The sequence below is a fragment of the Paraburkholderia sp. BL17N1 genome (genome assembly GCF_003634175.1).
Classification (GTDB): Bacteria; Pseudomonadota; Gammaproteobacteria; order Burkholderiales; family Burkholderiaceae; genus Paraburkholderia.
The window spans coordinates 2,969,970-2,991,650 of sequence record NZ_RBIW01000001.1 but is presented as its reverse complement, the minus strand read 5'-3'; the positions used below and the strand labels follow the sequence as shown (position 1 = coordinate 2,991,650).

At 64.4% G+C, this 21,681-nt stretch carries 20 protein-coding genes and 5 tRNA genes; 8 read left to right on the top strand and 17 right to left on the bottom strand.

The genetic code is table 11. The features are described from left to right. Positions 1-44: 44 nt before the first annotated feature. The 3 genes from B0G82_RS13495 to alr form a co-directional block, all read right to left on the bottom strand. Positions 45-323 (bottom strand): DUF2866 domain-containing protein, encoded by a 279-nt coding sequence (locus B0G82_RS13495; protein WP_106279604.1) that lies wholly within the window; start codon positions 321-323, stop codon positions 45-47. Positions 324-465: 142 nt separating this feature from the next. Further along, positions 466-1,842, bottom strand: coding sequence for a DNA repair protein RadA (gene radA, locus B0G82_RS13490; protein WP_121307625.1), 1,377 nt, complete (start codon positions 1,840-1,842; stop codon positions 466-468). 76 nt (positions 1,843-1,918) lie between these two features. Next, complete coding sequence (gene alr, locus B0G82_RS13485; RefSeq protein ID WP_106279600.1) at positions 1,919-2,989, bottom strand: alanine racemase; 1,071 nt, start codon at positions 2,987-2,989, stop codon at positions 1,919-1,921. 221 nt (positions 2,990-3,210) lie between these two features. Here alr and lplT point away from each other — a divergent pair, with 221 nt between their 5' ends. Further along, positions 3,211-4,518, top strand: a complete 1,308-nt coding sequence (gene lplT / locus B0G82_RS13480) for a lysophospholipid transporter LplT (RefSeq protein ID WP_106279598.1) — start codon at positions 3,211-3,213, stop codon at positions 4,516-4,518. Positions 4,519-4,577: 59 nt separating this feature from the next. Next, positions 4,578-5,384, top strand: a complete 807-nt coding sequence (gene thiD, locus B0G82_RS13475; protein ID WP_121307624.1) for a bifunctional hydroxymethylpyrimidine kinase/phosphomethylpyrimidine kinase — start codon at positions 4,578-4,580, stop codon at positions 5,382-5,384. Positions 5,385-5,391: 7 nt separating this feature from the next. Here thiD and B0G82_RS13470 read toward each other — a convergent pair whose 3' ends face one another. The 4 genes from B0G82_RS13470 to tsaB are packed head-to-tail and all read right to left on the bottom strand — an operon-like array spanning position 5,392 to position 8,915. Further along, on the bottom strand, positions 5,392-6,381 hold the full coding sequence (locus B0G82_RS13470) for a DUF1853 family protein (protein ID WP_241974683.1): 990 nt from the start codon (positions 6,379-6,381) through the stop codon (positions 5,392-5,394). 20 nt (positions 6,382-6,401) lie between these two features. Continuing rightward, entirely contained in the window at positions 6,402-7,616 is a 1,215-nt protein-coding gene (locus tag B0G82_RS13465) for a uracil-DNA glycosylase family protein (protein ID WP_121307623.1), read from the bottom strand. Beyond that, a complete protein-coding gene (rimI, locus tag B0G82_RS13460; RefSeq protein ID WP_012433475.1) occupies positions 7,603-8,097 on the bottom strand; it encodes a ribosomal protein S18-alanine N-acetyltransferase in 495 nt (164 codons plus the stop codon). Before rimI ends, B0G82_RS13465 begins: the two co-directional genes overlap by 14 nt. Then, a complete protein-coding gene (tsaB, locus tag B0G82_RS13455) occupies positions 8,094-8,915 on the bottom strand; it encodes a tRNA (adenosine(37)-N6)-threonylcarbamoyltransferase complex dimerization subunit type 1 TsaB (protein ID WP_121307622.1) in 822 nt (273 codons plus the stop codon). The genes rimI and tsaB overlap by 4 nt, the downstream gene beginning before the upstream one ends. Before the next feature lie 342 nt (positions 8,916-9,257). On the opposite strand from tsaB, the gene B0G82_RS13450 reads away from it, so the two are divergent. From B0G82_RS13450 to aceA, 3 genes are all read left to right on the top strand, one after another. After that, positions 9,258-9,527 carry an acyl-CoA-binding protein gene (locus tag B0G82_RS13450; RefSeq protein WP_012433477.1) on the top strand — a complete coding sequence of 90 codons (270 nt, stop codon included), beginning with the start codon at positions 9,258-9,260 and terminating at the stop codon, positions 9,525-9,527. Between the two features lie 532 nt (positions 9,528-10,059). Further along, positions 10,060-11,706, top strand: coding sequence for a DEAD/DEAH box helicase (locus B0G82_RS13445; RefSeq protein WP_121307621.1), 1,647 nt, complete (start codon positions 10,060-10,062; stop codon positions 11,704-11,706). 461 nt (positions 11,707-12,167) lie between these two features. After that, positions 12,168-13,472, top strand: a complete 1,305-nt coding sequence (gene aceA / locus B0G82_RS13440) for an isocitrate lyase (RefSeq protein ID WP_116140496.1) — start codon at positions 12,168-12,170, stop codon at positions 13,470-13,472. Positions 13,473-13,718: 246 nt separating this feature from the next. On the opposite strand, the gene B0G82_RS13435 is transcribed toward aceA, so the two are convergent. Beyond that, positions 13,719-14,153 (bottom strand): universal stress protein, encoded by a 435-nt coding sequence (locus B0G82_RS13435; protein ID WP_012433480.1) that lies wholly within the window; start codon positions 14,151-14,153, stop codon positions 13,719-13,721. A 191-nt stretch (positions 14,154-14,344) separates the two neighbouring features. Beyond that, positions 14,345-15,247, bottom strand: a complete 903-nt coding sequence (locus B0G82_RS13430) for a LysR family transcriptional regulator (protein ID WP_116140494.1) — start codon at positions 15,245-15,247, stop codon at positions 14,345-14,347. A 151-nt stretch (positions 15,248-15,398) separates the two neighbouring features. On the opposite strand from B0G82_RS13430, the gene B0G82_RS13425 reads away from it, so the two are divergent. Further along, positions 15,399-16,214 (top strand): haloacid dehalogenase type II, encoded by an 816-nt coding sequence (locus B0G82_RS13425; RefSeq protein WP_121307620.1) that lies wholly within the window; start codon positions 15,399-15,401, stop codon positions 16,212-16,214. 82 nt (positions 16,215-16,296) lie between these two features. Then, positions 16,297-17,907 carry a malate synthase A gene (gene aceB, locus B0G82_RS13420; RefSeq protein WP_121307619.1) on the top strand — a complete coding sequence of 537 codons (1,611 nt, stop codon included), beginning with the start codon at positions 16,297-16,299 and terminating at the stop codon, positions 17,905-17,907. Positions 17,908-18,115: 208 nt separating this feature from the next. Here the strand turns inward: aceB and B0G82_RS13415 are convergent, their stop codons facing one another. Next, positions 18,116-18,517, bottom strand: coding sequence for a gamma-glutamylcyclotransferase family protein (locus tag B0G82_RS13415; RefSeq protein WP_121307618.1), 402 nt, complete (start codon positions 18,515-18,517; stop codon positions 18,116-18,118). An 88-nt stretch (positions 18,518-18,605) separates the two neighbouring features. Beyond that, positions 18,606-19,100, bottom strand: coding sequence for a ribonuclease E activity regulator RraA (gene rraA, locus B0G82_RS13410; RefSeq protein ID WP_116140490.1), 495 nt, complete (start codon positions 19,098-19,100; stop codon positions 18,606-18,608). Between the two features lie 174 nt (positions 19,101-19,274). On the opposite strand from rraA, the gene B0G82_RS13405 reads away from it, so the two are divergent. Then, positions 19,275-20,174 carry a helix-turn-helix transcriptional regulator gene (locus B0G82_RS13405; protein ID WP_116140488.1) on the top strand — a complete coding sequence of 300 codons (900 nt, stop codon included), beginning with the start codon at positions 19,275-19,277 and terminating at the stop codon, positions 20,172-20,174. 36 nt (positions 20,175-20,210) lie between these two features. Here B0G82_RS13405 and B0G82_RS13400 read toward each other — a convergent pair whose 3' ends face one another. The 6 genes from B0G82_RS13400 to B0G82_RS13375 all read right to left on the bottom strand — a co-directional run bounded on the left by B0G82_RS13400 (position 20,211) and on the right by B0G82_RS13375 (position 21,606). Further along, positions 20,211-20,675 (bottom strand): GNAT family N-acetyltransferase, encoded by a 465-nt coding sequence (locus B0G82_RS13400; RefSeq protein ID WP_106279573.1) that lies wholly within the window; start codon positions 20,673-20,675, stop codon positions 20,211-20,213. A gap of 142 nt (positions 20,676-20,817) precedes the next feature. After that, positions 20,818-20,894 (bottom strand) — tRNA-Asp (locus B0G82_RS13395). 94 nt (positions 20,895-20,988) lie between these two features. Continuing rightward, positions 20,989-21,064, bottom strand: a tRNA-Glu gene (locus B0G82_RS13390). 61 nt (positions 21,065-21,125) lie between these two features. Then, positions 21,126-21,202 (bottom strand) — tRNA-Asp (locus B0G82_RS13385). A gap of 97 nt (positions 21,203-21,299) precedes the next feature. Beyond that, positions 21,300-21,375, bottom strand: a tRNA-Glu gene (locus tag B0G82_RS13380). Positions 21,376-21,530: 155 nt separating this feature from the next. Beyond that, positions 21,531-21,606, bottom strand: a tRNA-Ala gene (locus B0G82_RS13375). Positions 21,607-21,681: the final 75 nt, after the last annotated feature.

The window sequence follows — 21,681 nt, the reverse complement described above, 5'->3', positions numbered from 1 at the left end:
CCGATCACCACCCCCGCACCCGCAGATCCGCGCCGCGCAAGCCCTCAGCGCCGCGCTACCGCCTGCCGCGGCAAAGTCTGACGCGGCGTCTTTTCGTCGTCGTACAGCACGTGCTTGCGGCCTTCCACATGACGATTGATCGTCGCGCGGACTTCGGCGGCCGTGGCGTCTTCGGCCACGACCCGCCGGGAAATCTGCCCTGCCGTGTCGATCCACTCGACGATCCGGCAAGCGCCGCCCCAAGGCTGGCGAATAGGCGCGGAGACGCGGCAGCCGCGCACCTGTATTGGCTGTTCGGCTACGGTTTCATATGACTGTTTCAAGGCGCGATCCTTTTTCGGGCATCAGAAGGGATGCATACCCTTGCAGCTTAGGAAAAAGGAATGTCGGGTAGGTTACAGCCAATATGGAGATATTTACGGGCCATTACGGAACGTCGGGCGCCGCCAGGCACCCGAACCCCGTCTATTCAAGCGTGCGGACCCGGTCGATAGCCTGTTCGATCCGTTCGACCGCAACGACCTGTAAGCCTTCGATCGGCTGTTTCGGCGCATTGGCCTTGGGAATCACCGCAACCGAAAAGCCCAGCTTGGCGGCTTCCTTCAGGCGCTCCTGACCGCGCGGCGACGGCCGGATCTCGCCGGCGAGGCCCACTTCCCCGAACACCACCAGCCCCTTGGGCAGCGGCTTGTTGCGCATGGACGAGTGAATCGCGAGCAGCACGGCGAGGTCGGCGGCGGGCTCGGTGATCTTCACGCCGCCCACGGCGTTCAGGAACACGTCCTGATCGAAGCACGCGATGCCGGCATGCCGGTGCAGCACCGCCAGCAGCATCGCGAGCCGGTTTTGCTCCAGACCGACGGCGAGGCGCCGCGGGTTCGGCGCGTTGGCCGAGTCCACAAGAGCCTGCACCTCGACCAGCAGCGGGCGCGTGCCCTCCTGTGTCACCAGCACGCAGGAACCCGGCACCGACTGTTCGTGCTGCGACAGAAACAGCGCCGACGGATTGGCCACGCCGCGCAAGCCGCGCTCGGTCATGGCGAACACGCCGAGTTCGTTGACCGCGCCGAAGCGGTTCTTGATCGCGCGCACCAGACGGTACGAGGAATGCGTGTCGCCTTCGAAGTACAGCACCGTGTCGACGATGTGCTCGAGCACACGCGGCCCGGCCAGCGCGCCTTCCTTGGTCACGTGGCCGACCATGATGATGGTGGTGCCGGACTGCTTGGCAATGCGCGTGAGTTGCGCCGCGCACTCGCGCACCTGGGCGACCGAGCCCGGCGCGGATGTCAGCGCGTCGGAATAGACGGTCTGGATCGAGTCGATCACCGCGACATCGGGCCGCTGCTCGGCGATCGTCGCCTGAATTTTTTCGAGCTGGATTTCCGCCAGCAATTGCAGCTCGCTTGCCTTCGAACCGGGCTCCAGCAACGAAAGCCGTTGCGCGCGCAACGCAATCTGCGCGGCCGACTCTTCGCCGCTGATATAGAGCGCGCGTTTGTCGGCGGCGATCTCAGCGAGCGATTGCAGCAGCAGCGTCGATTTGCCGATGCCCGGATCGCCGCCGATCAGCACCACGCCGCCCGGCACCAGCCCGCCGCCGAGCACGCGGTCGAACTCGCTCACGCCGGTGGAAAAGCGCGGCACGTCGGATGCATCGATATCGGCGAGACGGCGCACGGGCGCGCTCTCCGCGAGCGACTGGAAGCGGTGCGTGGACGGCGCTTCCGCCACCGACTCGACCAGCGTGTTCCATGCATTGCACGAGGGGCACTGCCCGGCCCATTTCGGCGATTGCCCGCCGCATTCACTGCAGATGTACAACGTTTTGGGTTTTGCCACGCGTTATTGCCTGTGTTGCTGTTCTTTGGGATTGAAACGCTTGATGTGGGGCCGGGCGCGCACCGGGTTGCGTGCCTTACTCCGCCCGCACCGGCACGCGCGGCGCCACCGCGCACATCAGCTCATAGCCGATGGTGCCGCACGCCTGCGCGACGTCGTCGATCGGCAGCGAGGTGCCCCACAGCTCGACGCGCGAGCCGACGTTGGCGGTCGGCACCGGCGTCAGGTCGACGGTGAGCATGTCCATCGAGACGCGCCCGACGACCCGCGTGCGCACGCCGTCGACGATCACCGGCGTGCCTTCCGGCGCGACGCGCGGATAGCCGTCCGCGTAGCCGCACGCCACCACGCCGATGCGCATCGACCCGCGCGCCTTGAAAGACGACCCGTAGCCGACCGTATGGCCTTCGGCAAGTGTCTGCACGGCGATTAGTTCCGAGGCGAGCGTCATGGCGGGCTGCAGGCCGGTGCCTTCGATCGCCGCCGTGACGCCGGACGGCGATGCGCCGTACATGATGATGCCCGGGCGCACCCAGTCGAAATGCGTGGCAGGATGCCACAGCGTGGCCGCCGAGTTGGCAAGGCTGCGCGCGCCGGCAATGCCTTGCGCGCCGCGCTCGAACGCCTGCACCTGATAGTCCACGCCGCGATCGCCGTCGGCGTCGGAGAAATGGGTCATCAATGTGATCTGGCCGACGCCCTGGGCAGCGCGCGCCCGCTCCCAGGCGGCGCGGAATTTCTCCGGCGTGTAACCGAGGCGATTCATGCCGGTGTTCATCTTCAACTGGATATTGACCGGTTTGGACAGGCGCGCCATTTCGAGCATGCGCAACTGTTCGTCCGAATGCAGCGCGGTGGTCAGGCTGTAGCGGTCGATCACGTCGATATCGGTCGGACGAAAGAAGCCTTCGAGCAGAAGAATCGGGCCGGCCCAACCCAATTCACGCAACTTCACGGCTTCTTCGAGGTCCAGCAACCCAAAGCCGTCGGTTGCGCGCAGGCCCGGAAAAACGCGCGCAAGGCCATGCCCGTATGCGTTGGCCTTGACGACGGCCCAGATTTTGGATTTCGGTGCATAGCGCCGGGCAACGGCGAGATTATTGGCGAGAGCGGAGGTATGAATCGTGGCTGAGAGCGGGCGCGGCATGGGATATTTTCGTAAAGACGCTTGCGAATCAGCGGCTTACAGTGCGTTTTCAGCGCTCCGTAGCCCGCTGGGCGGTGCGATCAAGGATTCTGCTAGTCCGAATGCATCTATTTTCATGATATAAAGCCGTGCGCACAACCCATTTCGACGAACGGCATAAGCCCGGACGCTCAACCAGCGGCCGGGGCGGACAGACCGCAGCGAGGACAGCATCGCATCAGATGAAAAAAGGTTTTTACACCATCATGGCCGCGCAGTTTTTTTCGTCGCTGGCCGACAATGCGCTTCTGATCGCTGCTATCGCACTGCTGAAAGATCTTCACGCCCCGAACTGGATGACGCCGCTGCTCAAGCTGTTCTTTGTGCTGTCGTACGTCGTTCTCGCCGCGTTCGTGGGCGCCTTCGCCGACTCCCGTCCGAAAGGACGCGTGATGTTCATCACCAATACCATCAAGGTCGTCGGTTGCATCACGATGCTGGTGGGCGCGCATCCGCTGCTCGCGTACGGAATCGTCGGCTTCGGCGCGGCGGCCTACTCGCCCGCCAAATACGGCATTCTCACCGAGCTGTTGCCGCCTGACCGGCTGGTCGCCGCGAACGGCTGGATCGAAGGCACGACCGTCGGCTCGATCATTCTCGGCACGGTGCTCGGCGGAGCGCTCATCAGCCCGCACATCGCCGCGCCGATCCTGCGGCACCACATACCGTCCGTCAACACCCCCGCCGAAGCCGCAATGCTGGTCATCATGGCCATCTACGTTATCGCGGCGCTGTTCAATCTGCGCATTCCCGACACCGGCGCGCGCTATCCGAAACAGGAACGCGGCCCGATCAAACTCGTCACCGATTTCGCCGACTGTTTCCTCGTGCTGTGGCGTGACAAGCTCGGCCAGATTTCGCTCGCCGTGACCACGCTGTTCTGGGGCGCGGGCGCGACGCTGCAATTCATCGTGCTGAAGTGGGCTGAGGTGTCGTTGAACATGTCGCTGTCCGAAGCGGCCATTCTGCAAGCAGTGGTGGCCGTGGGCGTGGCGGCCGGCGCGATCTTCGCGGCCTCGCGCGTGCCGCTGAAGAAGTCGCTGTCGGTGTTGCCGGTCGGCATCATGATGGGCATTGCCGTGATGCTGATGGCGTTCTATACACGCGACCTCTTCCCCGCCCACTGGGGCATTTATTTCGGCCGCGTGCACTTACCGGGCTATCTGATCGTCGCGTATATTTTCCTGATGATCGTCGGCGGCCTGTCGGGCTTTTTCGTCGTGCCGATGAACGCGCTGCTCCAGCATCGCGGGCACGTGCTGCTGTCGGCCGGTCACTCGATCGCCGTGCAGAACTTCAACGAAAACCTCTCCGTGCTCGTCATGCTGTGCCTCTACGCCGTGCTCGTGTGGCTCGACGTGCCGGTCACGGCGGTGATCGTGCTATTCGGCACCTTCGTCTGCGTGATGATGTGGTTCGTGATGCGGCGCCACCAGGCCAACCAGCGCGCGTTCGACTCGGTCGCGCTGATCGGCGAAGTCAAGCACTGATTCGCGGCGGGTCGTCCGCTCACGTCGCGGCCCGCGCCTTCCTCCTTCCTCGCTTTGCCATGACTCAACCGATTCCCAATGTGCTGACGATCGCCGGTTCCGATTCCGGCGGCGGCGCCGGCATTCAGGCCGACCTCAAGGCTTTCTCGGCGCTCGGCGCGTACGGCGCGAGCGTGATCACCGCGCTCACCGCGCAAAACACGCGCGGCGTCACCGCGATTCACGCGCCGGACCCCGGCTTCATTACCGCGCAACTCGATGCGGTGTTCGACGACATCCGCATCGACGCCGTGAAGATCGGCATGCTGGCGAACGCGCCGATCGCGCGCGCGGTCGCCGATGCATTGCGCCGCCACAAGCCGAAGCACATCGTGCTCGACACGGTGATGATTTCGAAGAGCAACCACGCGCTGCTGCTGCCGGACGCGGTCGCGGCGGTGCGCGACGAATTGCTGCCGCTCGCCGATCTGCTGACGCCCAATCTGCCGGAAGCCGCCGCGCTGCTCGGCGTGCAAGCCGCGACCGACGAAGCCGGCATGGTCGAGCAAGGCGAAGCACTGCGGGCGCTCGGCGCACGCGCGGTGCTGATGAAGGGCGGCCATTTGAGCGCCGCGGATAGTCCGGACTGGCTGGTGCAGGAAAGCGGCACGCTTCGTTTAGGCGGCCCGCGAGTGCCGGTGAAGAATACGCATGGAACGGGCTGCACGCTGTCGTCGGCGATTGCGGCGCTGATTCCGCAGCGTGGCGATCTGGCGAGCGCCGTCGCCGATGCCAAGCAGTATTTGACCGGCGCGCTGCAGGCGAGCGATCGGCTCGACGTCGGCGGTGGCGTGGGGCCGGTGCATCATTTTTATCGGTGGTGGTGACGCGCCGCTACTGCCGCGCGTAGTGTCGCGCCAGCTCGGGCCACTCGTCGGGCACGATAAAGCCGCGCGAGCGCTCGATCAGTTTGCCTGCGCTGTCCTCGACGAACGCGCCGACCATCGCCGGTCCGTGCTGATGCAACGTTTGCCCGGCGAGCGTTTTCGCATCGACGAATGCGAGGTCCGCACTCCGCACCTCAAGAGCCGCATGGCGTCGCGGCGCCAGCCATTCCAACCGCGGCAATGTCCGCCATTTCTCCGCATGCGCCGCCGCGAACGCCGGCCAATCACTACGCGTCACCCACCAGCCGCGACCATGTGCCGGATCGAGTTCGACCGGGTCGACGGACGTTTCGCCATGCCGATAAAACAGCCAGCCTTTGATGAACATCTGCGGTGTCCACGGACCGGCGTAGCCGACCGAGGCAAACTCCTCACGCGCGCTCAACGGCAATTGATGATTGAGCACATGAGCGAGTTTCAGATCGAAGCGGTCTTTCAGATTCGGGCCGACGTAGTCGGATAACTGCGCGGATAACTGCGCGCGCCCGTCGCCGGCATGCAGATAGCACTTCACGGCCAACTCCCAATGGAGCCGCGCGCCCCGCCGCGTCCGCACCAGGAAATCGCATTCGCCGAGCGTGACGCCCCCGCGCCGTAGCGGCACGCCCGCCGCCACCAGCCGCGCCGCCGGCCCATGCTGCAGGAACCAGCCGAGCAGCCGTTCGGCGTAGCGGCCGAGGCGCGTGATGCGCGTCGCCGCGAGTTCGTGATGCAGGGGTTCAGGCGCGGCGTCGAGCGCGCGCAGCCAGTCGAGGGTCGCCTGTGCTTCCTGTGGCGTGTCGAAGGGATTCGCCAGCGCGCCGACCGGTGGTTGCGGGCGCAACAGGTCGGCGCTCAGCAGCAGCCAGGCGAGATCGCGCACGGCGGCGTCGCGCAAGCTGTCGAGCAGCGCATCACGGCTCGCGTCATCGATGCCGGGCGTCGCGGCGCAACCGATCGCCGGACCCTCGCCGGACTTCACTTCGACGCGTTCGACGGCGTGCCGCCGGCCGCCCGCCACGTGTCGCGCGCGAGGCACAGGTCGGCCCAGGCTTTCGCCTTATCGGGCAGGCTGCGCAGCAGATACGCCGGGTGATAGGTGACGATCACGGGCACGCCTTCGTATTCATGCACGCGGCCGCGCAGCGACGAAATGCTCGCCTCGGTCTTCAGCAAACTCTGCGCCGCGAAGCGGCCCAGCGCGACGATCAGCTTCGGCTTGACCAGCGCGACCTGACGTTGCAGATACGGCTCGCAACGCGCGACTTCGTCCGCTTCGGGATTACGGTTGCCGGGCGGCCGGCACTTGATCACGTTGGCGATATAGACGTTGGTGTCACGCGCGAGCGTCAGCGAACGCAGCATGTTGTCGAGCAGCTTGCCGGCCTGGCCCACGAACGGTTCGCCCAGACGATCCTCGTTCTCACCCGGCGCTTCGCCGATCAGCATCCAGTCGGCGCCGCGATCGCCGACGCCGAATACCGTATTGGTGCGCTTCTCGCACAGACGGCAAAGCTGGCAGGCGGCGACGCGCTCGCTCAGCGCATCCCAGTCGAGCGTGTGGATTGCCGGCGCCGCAGGGGCTTCGTGGCGTGCGTCCGTGGGAGCCTGGGTTGGCAGATCGTCGAACCAGGCGAAATCGTCGTCGGGCGGCGCGTCGAACGGCGGTGGCTCGGGGCTACGGGGTTGCTGGAGCCGTGCCGACTGCGGTGCTTGCGGCTGGCTTGCCTCGACCGACGCTTGCATCCGGCCTGGCATCGGGTCTTGTGAAGGCAGCCTTTGAGGTTCGGTTTGCGCACCGCTCTGCATGGACCGCGACGACTCGCCTGAGCGCGTGTCAGCGGGCGGCTGGCGCTCAGCGAACCGTTCGCGTGCCCCGGCCGCGGGTGATGCCTGATCCGGACGTCCAGACGCGCCGCGTTCGCCTGGCGCCGGCGCGGCGTTGGCTTGGTGAACGTCGGCGGCGCGCATCGCGGGCTGCGAGGTTTCCTGCGCACGAGCAACGGGCGGCAGCCCTGGCGACGCCCCACGCGCATCATCACGACGCGCGGCCGGCGCAGCCGCGCCCTGCCCGACCACGGCCGCGGCTTGCGCCTGCGGTTCAGCGACCGGCTCCTGCTCCGCCGCCATACCCCGACGTACCCACAGCGGTGTGAGTCCGAACTCTTCCAGAACCGATTCATGCAGCGCCATCTGCGCCCTCCGTGGCAAACGAGAAACGCATCACGATGGCGTCCTCCCGGCTGCGATGCCGCGCCGGATAATAGTTTTTGCGCCGGCCGATCGAAGCGAAGCCGAAGCGCTCGTAAAGCCGGATCGCCCGATGATTCGACGGTCGCACTTCCAGCAACAGCCCCTCGAGTTTTTCAGCGCGGGTAATGCGCACGGCTTCGCGCAGCAGCGCGAGCCCGGCGCCGGCGCCTTGCGCCGCGGGCGTCACGCATAGATTGAGCAGATGCATTTCGTCGACGACCGGCATCAGCACGCAATAGCCGATCAGGGTACCCGTGACATGGCGCAGACAGACGCCGAAGTAGCCGTTGCGCAGCGAGTCGCCAAAATTGCCCCGGCTCCAGGGAAACTCATATGCGATTTTTTCGATGGCGGCGACTTCATCCAGATCGCCTTCAGTCATCGGCGACATGTAGCGGTCCGCGAGCAACACGCCACTCATTGCCGGCCCTCGCCTTGCGCTGCGTCGTGCGCGAGTCGGGCGGCCTGCTCGGCCCTGGCGGCTTTCTCGGCTTTCTCGGCGACCCGTTCGGCGGTGGTCTGGGCGACCTTGTCGCGCACGTATTCCGGCGCGGCCTGGTCGGCGGGCACCGTGCGACCCGCCCGCAACGCGCGCAGCGCGGCGTGCGCTAGCGGCACGGCATGCGGCAGCGCTTCACTGTCGACGCTGCGCGCCGCGGCGACTGCGGGCAGCCGCGCGCCGAACGCCGCGGCGGCATTGCCTGCCAGCGTGAAGGGGACGTCGGGCAAAACGAGCCGGTCCGGCGCATCGAGCGAAGCCGTCTGCAGCGTGCGCCATTCACCTTGCGCGTCGTCCCATGCGTAGTCGGCCCAATAGATTTCGTCCATACGGGCGTCGAGCGCTGCGAGCACGCGCGTCGCCGACGGATCGCGCAGGCGGGCGCTCTCGGCACAAGCGAGCAGCGTACTGACCGGCACGACCGGCAGATTCAGGCCGAACGCGAGGCCTTGGGCGACACCGGTGGCGGTACGCAAGCCGGTGAACGAGCCGGGACCGGAACCGAAGGCGATGGCGTCGCAGTCCGCCAGTGTCAGGCCGGCTTCGTCGAAAAGTTCGCGGATGGCGGGGAGCAGGCGCGTGCTGGAAACCGCGCCGGTTTGCTCGTGGCGCACCCACAGATGCGGTTCGGCGCGGGCCTCTTCAGGCGTCGCGCCGGCCGCGTTGCCGGCGGCGGACAAAAGCGCCACCGAGCAGAATTCGGTCGAGGTATCGAGGGCGAGGAGCACAGTTTGAGTCATGGACCGTATTGTAATCGGCACGGCGCGCGCAAATGTGGTTTGGCATGCGCCGAGGTGGCTCGGGTCGCGCGAAGGTGGCTGCCCGCTCGCGAGGCTGGCTTGGGTCGCGCCAAGTGGTTTGGATCGTGCGAAAGTGGTCCACCTCGCGCGAGGCGCATATGGCTTGCGCCCAGCAGCGGCCCAGTTTGCGCCAAACCGGGTTCGCCTCGCGCCCGAGCCTGTCCGTCTTGCGCCGCATCGCCGGCCGGCGTTTGGAATGAGCCCTCGGCCCCTGCCGGGGCATCCAGTTGTTATGATCGTCAGCCGAGTTCAATCCCGATCCCGCCTGGCGGGCAAACGACAATGACCGACATCGACACCCAGTTCACCCAAGCCCACGAAGACGTCCAGCAACTGCCGGAGCGTCCGGGCAATCTCACGCTGCTGCGCCTTTACGCGCTCTACAAGCAGGCCACCCGCGGCGACGTTCAGGGCGACAAACCCGGCTTCACCGACATCGTCGGCAAATACAAGTACGACGCGTGGGCCGCGCTCAAAGGCACCGCGCAAGACGCCGCGAAGCAGCAATACGTCGAACTCGTCGAATCGCTCAAGAGCGGCGCGTCGGCCTGACTGGTCCCGATCGATGCCAGGCGACTTCACGCGAACGATTGCCTGATCCGCCCCCGGCCGACGGCGAATCGCCCTGAACCGCGCCGGCACGACGATAGCCGGCCGGCGCAGCCGCCTGTCGAGCCGCCCGAACAGCACCCCGGCACAAACTTTTCCGCCAGGAAAATTCCTAATGGTGGCGCAGTGCAGCAAAAGGCTATACAATGCTGCCTGCGCTTCACTGCTTTGCCCGGCTTTCCTCTAGCGGCCTTTGCGGCGCAGCGCCTCGTAGCGTTTAGCTCCAATCCAGTTTAGAACCTGTCCCCTCCTGCCTAGCCCCTCCGGGCGATCATGTCCCAGGCTGGCGGCACGCCGTGTTGGCATGTCGCATCCGATACAGCTTCTAACGAAAAGCTCGCCTTCATTGCCGCGAGCTGCCCCCGTTTTTCGATTTGCTCGCTGCTTCTTTGCTCGCTGAATCCGACGACTTGGGTATGCCGATTGGCGCCGACGTTTTAATTCCGTGTGTACCAAGGATTTACCAAGGATTCTCATGACTTCGAGCAATACCCCCAGCAGCCCGTTGAACGCCATCGCCGATCAAGCCCTCGGTCTCGAAAGCCGCGACGCAGCACCCGCACAAGCCGCAGCCGTTGCTGCCGCTCCGGAAGCCGTCGCAGCAGAAGCCGCAGCGCCGACCGGCCCGTCGTTCGCGTCGCTCGGTCTCTCCGCGGATGTCGTCTCCGCGCTGACCGCCGCTGGTTATCAGAACCCGACTCCGGTTCAGCAACGCGCAATCCCGGCTGGCATCGCCGGCCGCGATCTGATGGTCTCGAGCCCGACCGGTTCGGGCAAGACCGCCGCGTTCATGCTGCCCGCCATCGAACGTTTCTCGCAACTGCAAAAAGCACAAGCCAGCCAGCCGCGTGAACCGCGTCCGGCTGACGGCGCCCGCACGCGTCGTCCGCAACCGGTTGCCCGTCCGACCATGCTGGTTCTGACACCGACCCGCGAACTCGCCATGCAGGTCACCACCGCCGCCGCCACGTACGGCAAGCACCTGAAGCGCTTGCGCACCGTCAGCATTCTGGGCGGCGTCGCTTATGGTCAACAGCTGATGCTGCTGGCCAAGAACCCGGAAATCCTGGTTGCCACGCCGGGCCGTCTGATCGACCACCTGGAACGCGGCCGTATCGATCTGTCGCAACTGCAGATCCTCGTGCTCGACGAAGCCGACCGCATGCTCGACATGGGCTTCATCGAAGACATCGAAACGATCGTCGCCGCTACGCCGGCTTCGCGTCAAACCATGTTGTTCTCGGCCACGCTCGACGGCAAGATCAGCTCGCTGACGGGCCGCCTGCTGAAGGATCCGGAGCGTATCGAGATCGTTCAGCGCCTGGAACAGCGCACCAACATCGCGCAAACCGTCCATTACGTGGATGACCGCGATCACAAGGATCGTCTGCTCGACCATCTGCTGCGCGACGAGGGCCTCGACCAGGCTATCGTGTTCATGGCAACCAAGATGGACGCCGACCAGCTTGCAGGTCGTCTGGCCGATGCCGGTTTCGAATCGGCAGCTTTGCACGGCGATCTGCCGCAAGGCGCGCGTAACCGCACGATCAAGGCACTGCGCGAGCGCCGTGTCCGCGTACTGGTGGCGACGGACGTCGCCGCTCGTGGTATCGACATCCCGGGCATCACGCACGTGTTCAACTACGACCTGCCGAAGTTCGCTGAAGACTACGTGCACCGTATCGGCCGTACCGGCCGTGCTGGCCGCTCGGGCATCGCGGTGAGCCTCGTGCATCACGCCGAGCAAGGCGCGCTCAAGCGCATCGAGCGTTTCGTGCGTACCCCGCTGCCGGTCAGCGTCGTCGAAGGCTTCGAGCCGCGCAAGTCGGCTCCGTCGGGTAACGGCCGTCCTGGCTTTGGCGGCCGCGGCCGTCCGGGCGGTGGCAACGGCGGTGGCCGTCGCTTCGGCAGCGGTTCGGGCAAGCCGGCCGGTAACGGCGGCGGTGCGCGCAGCGGTAGCGGTAGCGGCACCGGCGGCGGCTGGGCCGGCAAGTCGGCTGGCGGCGGCTCGCGCGAAGGCGGCTTCGGCGGCGGTTCGCGTGAAGGCTACGGCGGTTCGCGCGACGGCGGCTACGGCGCACGCCGCAGCGACGGCCCGCGTACGGCGCGTCGCGGCAGCTAAGTACTGAGACGGGCGTACTCTGCATCAGGGCTTCGGCCCGTTGCGGCGCTCATCCAGTACTGTCAGCAGTCAGCCTGAAAAAAGACCCGGACGGCTTCTCGCCGTTCGTCAGTCGGAAGAAACCGGTGCTCATGCGCCGGTTTTTTTTTCGCCCATCAATCGGCGCGCCCCAAATTTCACGATGTGGAAAATTTTTTTGCGTCGTAAAAAATCGTGCTGCACGGCACAAGAGCGCCCATTGCAAGATGGGAAAAATCGTTTCTTAATGCGAAACGTGCATCGTAATTCATTGATTTTAAATACAAATAAATATTCAAAAAGGCCGTCTAGGCGGCTGTTGTGTGATCATCGATTTGCCTAGACTCTTATACAAGACTTCACGAAACGAAACGCCTCAACCGGCCGGCCGCTTCGACGAAGAAAAGAGTCACCCATCCATACAGGCAACCAAGGAGCACATCATGTCCCGTCAAGAACAAGTCAAGCAACTCCAACAGCAATGGGAAACCGATCCGCGCTGGAAAGGCGTGAAGCGCAGCTACACGGCGGAAGATGTGATCCGCCTGCGCGGCTCGGTGCAAGTCGAGCACACGCTCGCCAAGCGCGGTGCGGAAAAGCTCTGGGAGAGCGTGAACAACGAGCCGTTCGTGAACTCGCTCGGCGCGCTGACCGGCAATCAGGCCATGCAGCAGGTCAAGGCCGGCCTCAAGGCGATCTATCTGTCGGGCTGGCAAGTGGCGGGCGACGCGAACGTCGCCGGTGAAATGTACCCGGACCAGTCGCTGTATCCGGCGAACTCGGTGCCGCTCGTGGTGAAGCGCATCAACAACACACTGACGCGCGCCGACCAGATCCAGTGGTCGGAAGGCAAGAATCCTGGCGACGAAGGCTATGTGGACTACTTCCAGCCGATCGTGGCGGATGCGGAAGCCGGCTTCGGCGGCGTGCTGAACGCGTTCGAACTGATGAAGGCGATGATCGAAGCAGGCGCCGCGGGCGTGCACTTCGAAGACCAACTGGCTTCGGTGAAGAAGTGCGGTCACATGGGCGGCAAGGTGCTCGTGCCGACGCGTGAAAACATCGCCAAGCTGACGGCCGCGCGTCTGGCCGCTGACGTCTCCGGCACGCCGACCGTGCTGCTGGCGCGCACCGATGCGGAAGCCGCCGATCTGATCACGTCGGACATCGACGACAACGACAAGCCGTTCCTGACCGGCGAACGCACGGTGGAAGGCTTCTACCGAACCAAGCCGGGTCTGGAACAGGCGATCTCGCGTGGCCTCGCCTACGCGCCGTACGCCGACATGATCTGGTGCGAAACCGGCAAGCCGGACCTCGAGTTCGCGAAGAAATTCGCCGACGCGATCCGCAAGGAGTACCCGGACCAACTGCTGTCGTACAACTGCTCGCCGTCGTTCAACTGGAAGAAGAACCTGGACGACGCGACCATCGCCAAGTTCCAGCGCGAACTCGGCGCGATGGGCTACAAGTTCCAGTTCATCACGCTGGCCGGCTTCCACGCGCTGAACTACTCAATGTTCAACCTCGCGCACGGCTATGCCCGCAACCAGATGACGGCCTTCGTCGAAATGCAGCAGGCTGAATTCGCTGCGGCCGAAAAGGGCTTCACCGCGGTCAAGCATCAACGCGAAGTCGGCACCGGCTACTTCGACGCCGTGACGCAAACGGTCGAGCGCGAAGCATCGACGACCGCGCTGCACGGCTCGACGGAAGACGAACAGTTCTTCGACAAGAAGGTCGCGTAAGCAGGCACGCGGTCTGATCGCTGGAACAAGGCAGATAGACGAAAAGCGGCGCCGTCAGAGAGCCGCCGTCACAGGGAGGAGCAAGGCCGTCGGGGCGGAAGTCGAACCGCACCCGGCGGCCGAAGTCTCGCAGCGGAACTTGGGAGAGCTCGCAGCAGCAGTGGAGAGAAAGCCAGCACAACGGATTGTGCGGCGAACACAGCGCGCGCCGGCCTCACCGCCGGCGCGTTTTTTTCGCCCGCGATTTCAGCGATACACGATCACCGGAATCTTGGTATGCGTGAGCACCCGCTGCGTTTCGCTGCCGATCAGCAGGCTGCCCAAACCGCGCCGGCCATGCGAGGCCATGAAGATCACATCGCAGCCGCCCTGCTCCGCCGCTTCGATGATGCCGAGATACGGCGCCGGGTGCACGCTGGTCCGGCTGTCGACCGTGACGCCGACACGGCGCGCCGCCATTTCCACCTCGCGCAGATGCACGCGCGCTTCGCGCTCGCTGCGCTGCAGGAATTCCGAGGGCGGTTCGACCACGACGTCGGAGAACGGCGAGTACGGGTATTGCGGCAGACACGCGTAGGCGGTCACGTGGGCGTTGACGGCTTGCGCAAGATCGATGGCGCCGTCGATTGCCTTGCGCGACAGGTCGGAACCGTCGGTTGGAACCAGGATGTGCCTGAACATGATGCCCTCCGTCGCCGACTGCGCAGAGCGCGGCGTCGGCGTCCAACGAGGCTCGGCTTACGAGCCGCTTGAATCGATTGTAGGTCGCGGAATTGAGCACATGAATCTGTCGAGGGTCTGCCCGCATATCGGAAACCCCGTGTTCGCGGCGGCGCCAGCAACATCCGCCGCGCACCCGGCCTTCCGCATGTTCAACCCCAGTAGTCAGGGTGTCCGTACGTATGCTTGAGAAAGTCCAGAAACAGCCGCACGCGCAACGGCAAGTGACGGCGCTGCGGAAACACCGCGTGAATGCCGATGGGCGGCGCGGCGAATTCGTCGAGCACGCTGACGAGCCGCCCGGCCGCGATGTCCGTGCCGACTTCCCACCACGAGCGCCAGGCGAGTCCGTAGCCTTCGAGACACCATTCGTGCAGCACCGCGCCGTCCGAGCATTCCATCGTGCCGGACACCTTGATCGACACGACCTTGTCGCCCTGCTGGAACATCCAGCCACGCTGCTGGTTGGCGCTCGCGCCGAGCGCGAGGCAGTTGTGATGCGCGAGGTCGGCGAGGCTGTGCGGCGCACCGCGCCGGCTCAGATACGTTGGCGACGCCACGCACACACGGCGGTTCTCGCCGAGCTTGAGCGACACCAGCGACGAATCCGGCAACTCGCCGAGACGCACCGCACAGTCGAAACCTTCGTTGACCAGATCGACGAGGCGGTCGGACAGGTCGAGCGTGATCGACACGTCCGGATGCGCGACCGTGAAGGCCGGCACCAGCGGCGCGACGTGCCGCCGCCCGAAGCCTGCGGGCGCGGACAGCCGCAAATGGCCGCTCGCCTTTACGCCGCCCGCCGACACGCTGGCTTCGGCGTTCTGCATCTCGTGAATGATGCGCTGGCAGTCTTCGAGAAAGGCCGAGCCTTCGAAGGTCAGCGTGATCTTGCGCGTGGTGCGCACCAGCAATTTGACGCCGAGGCGCTCTTCGAGCGCGTCGATGCGGCGGCCGATGATGGCCGGCGCGACGCCTTCGGCCGAAGCCGCTGCAGACAGGCTGCCTTTCGCCGCGACGGTCACGAAAGTCTCGATCTGCTTGAAACGGTCCATGAGCGATGGGAGCCGCGTCTAGGCGGGAAAGTGGTCGGTGCGCGTCAGATTAGGTGGATGAAAGTAAAAGATCAAGTGATGTTTAGCCTCTTTTTTAGCGTCCGGCATCACTAATACAATCCGTCCTGACCTCTGACAGGAGTGCACGGCAATGTCGGCCACAACGACACTCTCCCCGAAAGCAGTGATTTTCGACGCCTACGGCACGCTCTTCGACGTGCATTCGGTGATCGCCGCCGCAGAGCAGATGTTCCCCGGCCGCGGCGACGCGCTCTCGCAGTTGTGGCGGCAAAAACAGATCGAATACACGCAGTTGCGCACGCTCGCCGATTCCGCGGACGCACCCGGCGCGCATTACCGGCCGTTCTGGGACATCACGCTCGACGCGTTGCGCTTTGCCGCAAAAAAACTTCAGCTCACGTTGGGCCGCACGGCCGAGAAGCGTCTGATGGACGAATACGCGTGCCTGTCCGCTTTCCCCGATGCCGTGGCCGCGCTGCGCCAGTTGCGCGAAGCTTCTCCTGACTCAGCGGCGCGCGCGGGCGGTGAATCCACCCCGCCGCCGCGCCTCGCGATTCTCTCGAACGGCAATCCGCAAATGCTCGACGTCGCCGTGAAGAGCGCCGGCATGACGCGCCTGTTCGACCGCGTTCTCTCCGTCGACGCGGTGCGCGCCTACAAACCCTCGCCCGCGGCTTACGCGCTCGGCACGCAAGCCTTCGACGCGCTGCCGCGCGAGATCGTCTTCGTGTCGTCGAACGGCTGGGATGTGGCAGGCGCGACGTGGTTCGGCTTCACCACTTTCTGGCTCAACCGGCAGAACGCCCCAGCCGAAGAACTGGGCGTCACGCCGCATGGCGCGGGCGGAGGCATGGCCGATCTGCTCGCTTTTCTGAAGAACCCCGCGTCGCCCGGCCGCAGCAGCGGTGCCGGCGGCAGCCGCACGCGCCACAGCCCTGGCGCATGACGGTTACTGCTGGCTAACGCGACGCACAACTACCGCATCTCAACATTTGCACCGTTGCAATCTGACCGACCAAGGAGAAAACATGGCAAGCCCGCAGTCCTCGCATTCACCGTTGCAGTTGCCGCAGGGCATGGAAATCACGGCTGACCTCAAGCCGGGCTATGACGCGATCCTCACGCGCGAAGCGCTTGAACTCGTCGCCGCGCTGCATCGCACGTTCGAGCCGCGCCGCCAGCAGCTGTTGCAGGCGCGCGCGGAACGCACGAAGCGCCTCGACGCCGGCGAGCGCCCCGACTTCCTCGCCGAAACGAAAAGCGTGCGTGAAGGCGACTGGAAAATCGCGCCGCTGCCGCAGGATCTGCAATGCCGTCGCGTGGAAATCACCGGTCCGGTCGAACGCAAGATGATCATCAACGCGCTGAATTCGGGCGCGGATTCGTACATGACCGACTTCGAGGATTCGAATGCGCCGAGCTGGGATAACCAGATCACCGGCCATATCAATCTGAAGGACGCGGTGCGCCGCACGATTTCGCTGGAACAGAACGGCAAGTCGTACACACTGAACGACAAGGTCGCCACGCTGATCGTGCGTCCGCGCGGCTGGCATCTCGACGAGAAGCACGTGAAGGTGGACGGCAAGCGCGTGTCGGGAGGCATCTTCGATTTCGCGCTCTTCATGGTGCACAACGCGAAGGAACTGGTGGCGCGCGGCTCGGGGCCGTACTTCTATCTGCCGAAGATGGAAAGCCACCTCGAAGCGCGTCTGTGGAACGACATTTTCGTCGCCGCACAGGAAGCCGTCGGCGTGCCGCGCGGCACGATTCGCGCGACGGTGCTGATCGAAACGATCGTCGCAGCCTTCGAAATGGACGAGATCCTGTACGAGCTGCGCGAACACAGCTCGGGTCTGAACGCCGGCCGTTGGGACTACATCTTCTCGGCGATCAAGAAGTTCAAGGCCGACCGTGACTTCTGTCTGGCCGACCGCTCGCAGATCACGATGACGTCGCCGTTCATGCGCGCCTACGCGCTGCTGCTGCTGAAGACTTGCCATCGCCGCAATGCGCCGGCGATCGGCGGCATGAGCGCGCTGATTCCGATCAAGAGCGATCCGGCGGCGAACGAAAAGGCGATGAGCGGCGTGCGTTCGGACAAGGCGCGCGATGCCGGCGACGGTTACGACGGCGGCTGGGTCGCGCATCCGGGCCTCGTGCCGATCGCGATGGAAGAGTTCGTCAAGGTGCTCGGCGACAAGCCGAACCAGATCGGCAAGCAACGCGACGACGTGCTCGTCACGGCCACCGACCTGACGGACTTCCGTCCGGAAGCCCCGATCACCGAAGGCGGTCTGCGCAACAATATCAACGTCGGCATTCACTACCTGGGCGCGTGGCTCGCGGGCAACGGCTGTGTGCCGATTCACAATCTGATGGAAGACGCCGCCACCGCGGAAATCTCGCGCTCGCAAGTGTGGCAGTGGATCCGCTCGCCGAAGGGCAAGCTCGAAGACGGCCGCAAGGTGACGGCGGAACTGGTGCGCGAGTTGGCGACGCAGGAACTCGAGAAGGTAAAGCAGGCCGTGGGCGGCGATACCAGGCCGTACGAGCGCGCCGCGCAGATCTTCGAAGAAATGTCGACGTCGGAACAGTTCACCGACTTCCTCACGCTGCCGCTGTACGAGGAAATTTGAGGCTGGCGTCAGGCCTCGCGCATGCATCGGGCGCAGTCATTCAAATGCACTCCGATGCATCAACAACGGACGACGCAGTAACAAGCCCGCCTTCACGCGTCTTTAGCACGCGGCGTGAAGTGGCTTGAGTCGCAAGGCTGACCGACCGGACGGCCCGACAGGCGTATGCCTGCCGGGCCGTTTTTTATGCGCCCGTAGCGCCGCCTGGTCAGCGCGTGCTGCGGTGCTCGATCCAGTCGCCCGATTTGATTTCAGGCAAGCCCTTCACCACATTCGGTGCAACCGGATAAAAGCGGCAGTTGACGACGTTGCCGTCGACTTTCACCATCACTTCGCGCGCAAGGAAACGATCCTCGACGCCCGGATAGACCGCCTCGATTTCATCGAGCACGGCGACCAGTTCGTCTTCGATCTCGTAGACGTCGCCGATCACGTCGACGCCGGCTTCGTCGATCACGAGGCCCGGATAGGAGCCGAAGTCGAATAGGTGGCCACGCACCGTGGCCGTGCCGAGCAGATTGGGCGCGGCGATCTCGTTGCGCGCCGCGGCGTGGCGGATGTCGTTCACTTCACCGGCGCGCAATGTGCCGTATACAAAGACGGTCTGCATCGTCGTTTGCTCTCCTTGAATCAGGTTTGGGAGGGTTCTGTTTCCAGTTCTGTTTCCGGCTCTGTTCGAGCTCGAGTCCGGGCTGGGTTCAGTTCAGCGCCGCGCTCGCCACGAGCACGCCGTCGATATCCACGTAGATCCATTCGCCGGGACGCACGAGCGCGCCGGGCAATTGCACCGCCACGTCGCGCTCACCGGTGCCGAGCTTCCGGCCGCGCCGTGGTGAAGTGGTCAAAGCCGCAATGCCGACATTCACCTCGTTGAGTTCGAGCGCATCGCGCACACAGCCGTTCAGGACGATGCCCGCCCAGCCGTTCTGTTCCGCGATTTGCGCGAGATTGCCGCCGACCAGCGCGCAACGCAGGCTGCCGCCGCCGTCGATCACCAGCACACGGCCCGCGCCCTTCTCTTCGAGCGTGGCCCGCACGAGCGCGTTGTCCTCGAATACCTTCAGCGTCACGGCCTCACCGCTGAAACACTCGGCGCGGCTGAACAGGTGGAAAACCGGCTCGAGCACACGCAACGTGCCGAGCGCCAGCTGGTCCTCGTGCGCGTCGCACAGATCCGCGGTGGCAAAGCTCATGGCGTTCTCCTCGGGTCCGTAATCGGGACATTATGCAACGCCCTGTCCTTTGCAACACCTACAATGAGAAGCCCGCGGCGGTTTGTCCGCCCGCACGGGGTTTTGCCTAGCGGCGCTTTCGGCGTACCGGGAGAGCGCGCTGCCCGCGTTCCGTTATCGGGATCGATCTTCACCATGACTTCGTCCGCCGACTCAAACCTGTCGAGCCTCGTACGCTTCGCCGATATTCCGCCCGAGTTCCAGCCGAACGAAACGCATCCGATCCGTGTGCGTTCGCGGCAGATGCCCTCGGGCTGGCGCATCGCACGTCACACGCATGCGTGGGCGCAGGTGGCCTATGCGTCGCGCGGCGTGCTGCGGGTCGCGACGACCGGCACGACGTGGATGGTGCCGCCCTCGCGGGCAATCTGGGTGCCGCCGCACGTGACGCACGAAGTGGTCGCCGTGGAAGACGCGTTCCTGCGCACGCTCTACATCACCGAAAGCACGGTGCCGGCCGGTCTCGATACGCCACGCGTCGTCGAAGTCTCGGATCTGCTGCGCGAAGTGATTGCCGCGCTCGACACGCCCGGCATCTCTGCCACGCGCGAGCGGTTGCTGGGCGCCCTCGCACTCGACGAACTGACTCGCTCGGAGCCGCTGCCGCTCTCCGTGCCGATGCCTAACGAAAAGCGTCTGCGCGCGCTGTGCGAAGCGGTGATTGCCGACCCGACGCATGGCGAGTCGCTCGAACAATGGGCGTCCAGCGTGGGCGCGAGCACGCGCACCATTGCGCGGCTGTTTCGTCAGGAGCTGGGCGTGAGTTTTTCGCAGTGGCGCCAGCAGGCGATTCTGGCGCGCGCGATCCCGCTATTGAGCCAGGGGCGGCCGCTTTCGCATGTCGCGTTGGAACTCGGCTATCAAAGCCAGAGCGCGTTCTCTGCGATGTTCCGCCGTGCCTTCGGAGAAAGTCCGCGCGCGTTTATCGAGCGTGGCTCGGAACATCGGGCGGCGCATGGCGAGCACGGCGAGACAGACGTGGACGACGAGACGGCGCGGGATCGCGCGGATGCCGAGAGCGATGCGGAGCATTGAGTGAGTGTGTAAAACCGCGGCGGCACGCGCCACGCCTCAAACCCGTCGCGCCAGATGGCGAATCGCACCCAGTTGCGCAAGACGCGGCCCGGCCAGCTTGTAGCCTTTGCGCTGATAGAGGCGGGCCGCAGGATTGTCGACGAACACACGCAATTGCAACTCGCGCAGGCCGCGCTCGCGTGCCCATTGATGCGAGACATCGAGCAGATACGTGCCGGCGCCGAGCCGGCGATGGCCTTCGGCAATCTGCACGTCGCGGATATGCAGCGAATCGCCCTCTTGCGTGATGCGCAACACGCCGATCGGCGTGCCATCCATTTCGAGAATGAAATTCTCCGACTCGCGCCAGCTGCCGAGAAACAGATCGCCACGCCAGACGAGATGATGGCGATGGTAGTAGCCGCCCATGTTGTTGCGTGTCAGCGCCTCGGCGAACTCGAAATCGTCCATGCTGGCTTTGCGCAGATGAAACGGTAACGGAGCTTCGGTGGGATCGAACATGGTGGGGCGACAAGGGAGAGTCGGGTCAACGGTAAAACAGGCCGCGCACGCTGGCAATGGCTGTTTGTCCCGAGCATACCCAGGCACGCTGGACAGTGGAATAAAAAAAGCCCACTTCTTTCGAAGTGGGCTTTCTCAAATCTGGCGGAGCGGACGGGACTCGAACCCGCGACCCCCGGCGTGACAGGCCGGTATTCTAACCAACTGAACTACCGCTCCAGATTTTCTTGCACCGCAGCTGATGAGACTGGCTCATTCACCGCTGCATTACCGCTGCACCGTTCAAACTTCCAACCGAACGACGCCGATTTGCTGGCGTCCCCTAGGGGATTCGAACCCCTGTACTCACCGTGAAAGGGTGATGTCCTAGGCCTCTAGACGAAGGGGACAACGTACTGCTTACACCTTTAATGAAAAAGCCCGTTCAAGTTCGTATGAACGGGCTTTGTCTGGCGGAGCGGACGGGACTCGAACCCGCGACCCCCGGCGTGACAGGCCGGTATTCTAACCAACTGAACTACCGCTCCAGTTTGCCTATCAATGACTTGCGAGCGTTGGTCTTCTCTCTGCAAGCTGTGCCGCTTACTACTCGAATAAATCGAACACTAAAGCGACGCTGATGTTTGGCGTCCCCTAGGGGATTCGAACCCCTGTACTCACCGTGAAAGGGTGATGTCCTAGGCCTCTAGACGAAGGGGACATAATCTTTTCAGATTTGTCTTTATCTTGCTGCTAACTCACGCTAACTTCTGTTTCGCCAGCAGCAAAGACCGATATTCTAACTACGTTACCGCTGTTTGTGAAGTCTTTTTTGCTACAGGTTCCACGCTTCCGAACAACTTCACTCTGCTCTGATGGTGGAGGTAAGCGGGATCGAACCGCTGACCTCTTGCATGCCATGCAAGCGCTCTCCCAGCTGAGCTATACCCCCTTGCAGAACAGAAACGAGATTCTAGAGGCCAATTTGCGCTTTGTAAATACCCTTTGAGCAATTGCATGCGACTTT

Bases quoted from the DNA above. Each gene is read 5' to 3' on its own strand.
- B0G82_RS13450 (WP_012433477.1), top strand. From the start codon at position 9,258: ATGACCGACATCGACACCCAGTTCACCCAAGCCCACGAAGACGTCCAG.
- rimI (WP_012433475.1), bottom strand. From the start codon at position 8,097: ATGAGTGGCGTGTTGCTCGCGGACCGCTACATGTCGCCGATGACTGAA.
- aceA (WP_116140496.1), top strand. From the start codon at position 12,168: ATGTCCCGTCAAGAACAAGTCAAGCAACTCCAACAGCAATGGGAAACC.
- rraA (WP_116140490.1), bottom strand. From the start codon at position 19,100: ATGAGCTTTGCCACCGCGGATCTGTGCGACGCGCACGAGGACCAGCTG.
- B0G82_RS13430 (WP_116140494.1), bottom strand. From the start codon at position 15,247: ATGGACCGTTTCAAGCAGATCGAGACTTTCGTGACCGTCGCGGCGAAA.
- thiD (WP_121307624.1), top strand. From the start codon at position 4,578: ATGACTCAACCGATTCCCAATGTGCTGACGATCGCCGGTTCCGATTCC.
- B0G82_RS13415 (WP_121307618.1), bottom strand. From the start codon at position 18,517: ATGCAGACCGTCTTTGTATACGGCACATTGCGCGCCGGTGAAGTGAAC.
- alr (WP_106279600.1), bottom strand. From the start codon at position 2,989: ATGCCGCGCCCGCTCTCAGCCACGATTCATACCTCCGCTCTCGCCAAT.
- B0G82_RS13445 (WP_121307621.1), top strand. From the start codon at position 10,060: ATGACTTCGAGCAATACCCCCAGCAGCCCGTTGAACGCCATCGCCGAT.
- B0G82_RS13465 (WP_121307623.1), bottom strand. From the start codon at position 7,616: ATGGCGCTGCATGAATCGGTTCTGGAAGAGTTCGGACTCACACCGCTG.
- B0G82_RS13425 (WP_121307620.1), top strand. From the start codon at position 15,399: ATGTCGGCCACAACGACACTCTCCCCGAAAGCAGTGATTTTCGACGCC.
- B0G82_RS13400 (WP_106279573.1), bottom strand. From the start codon at position 20,675: ATGTTCGATCCCACCGAAGCTCCGTTACCGTTTCATCTGCGCAAAGCC.
- aceB (WP_121307619.1), top strand. From the start codon at position 16,297: ATGGCAAGCCCGCAGTCCTCGCATTCACCGTTGCAGTTGCCGCAGGGC.
- tsaB (WP_121307622.1), bottom strand. From the start codon at position 8,915: ATGACTCAAACTGTGCTCCTCGCCCTCGATACCTCGACCGAATTCTGC.
- lplT (WP_106279598.1), top strand. From the start codon at position 3,211: ATGAAAAAAGGTTTTTACACCATCATGGCCGCGCAGTTTTTTTCGTCG.
- B0G82_RS13435 (WP_012433480.1), bottom strand. From the start codon at position 14,153: ATGTTCAGGCACATCCTGGTTCCAACCGACGGTTCCGACCTGTCGCGC.
- B0G82_RS13405 (WP_116140488.1), top strand. From the start codon at position 19,275: ATGACTTCGTCCGCCGACTCAAACCTGTCGAGCCTCGTACGCTTCGCC.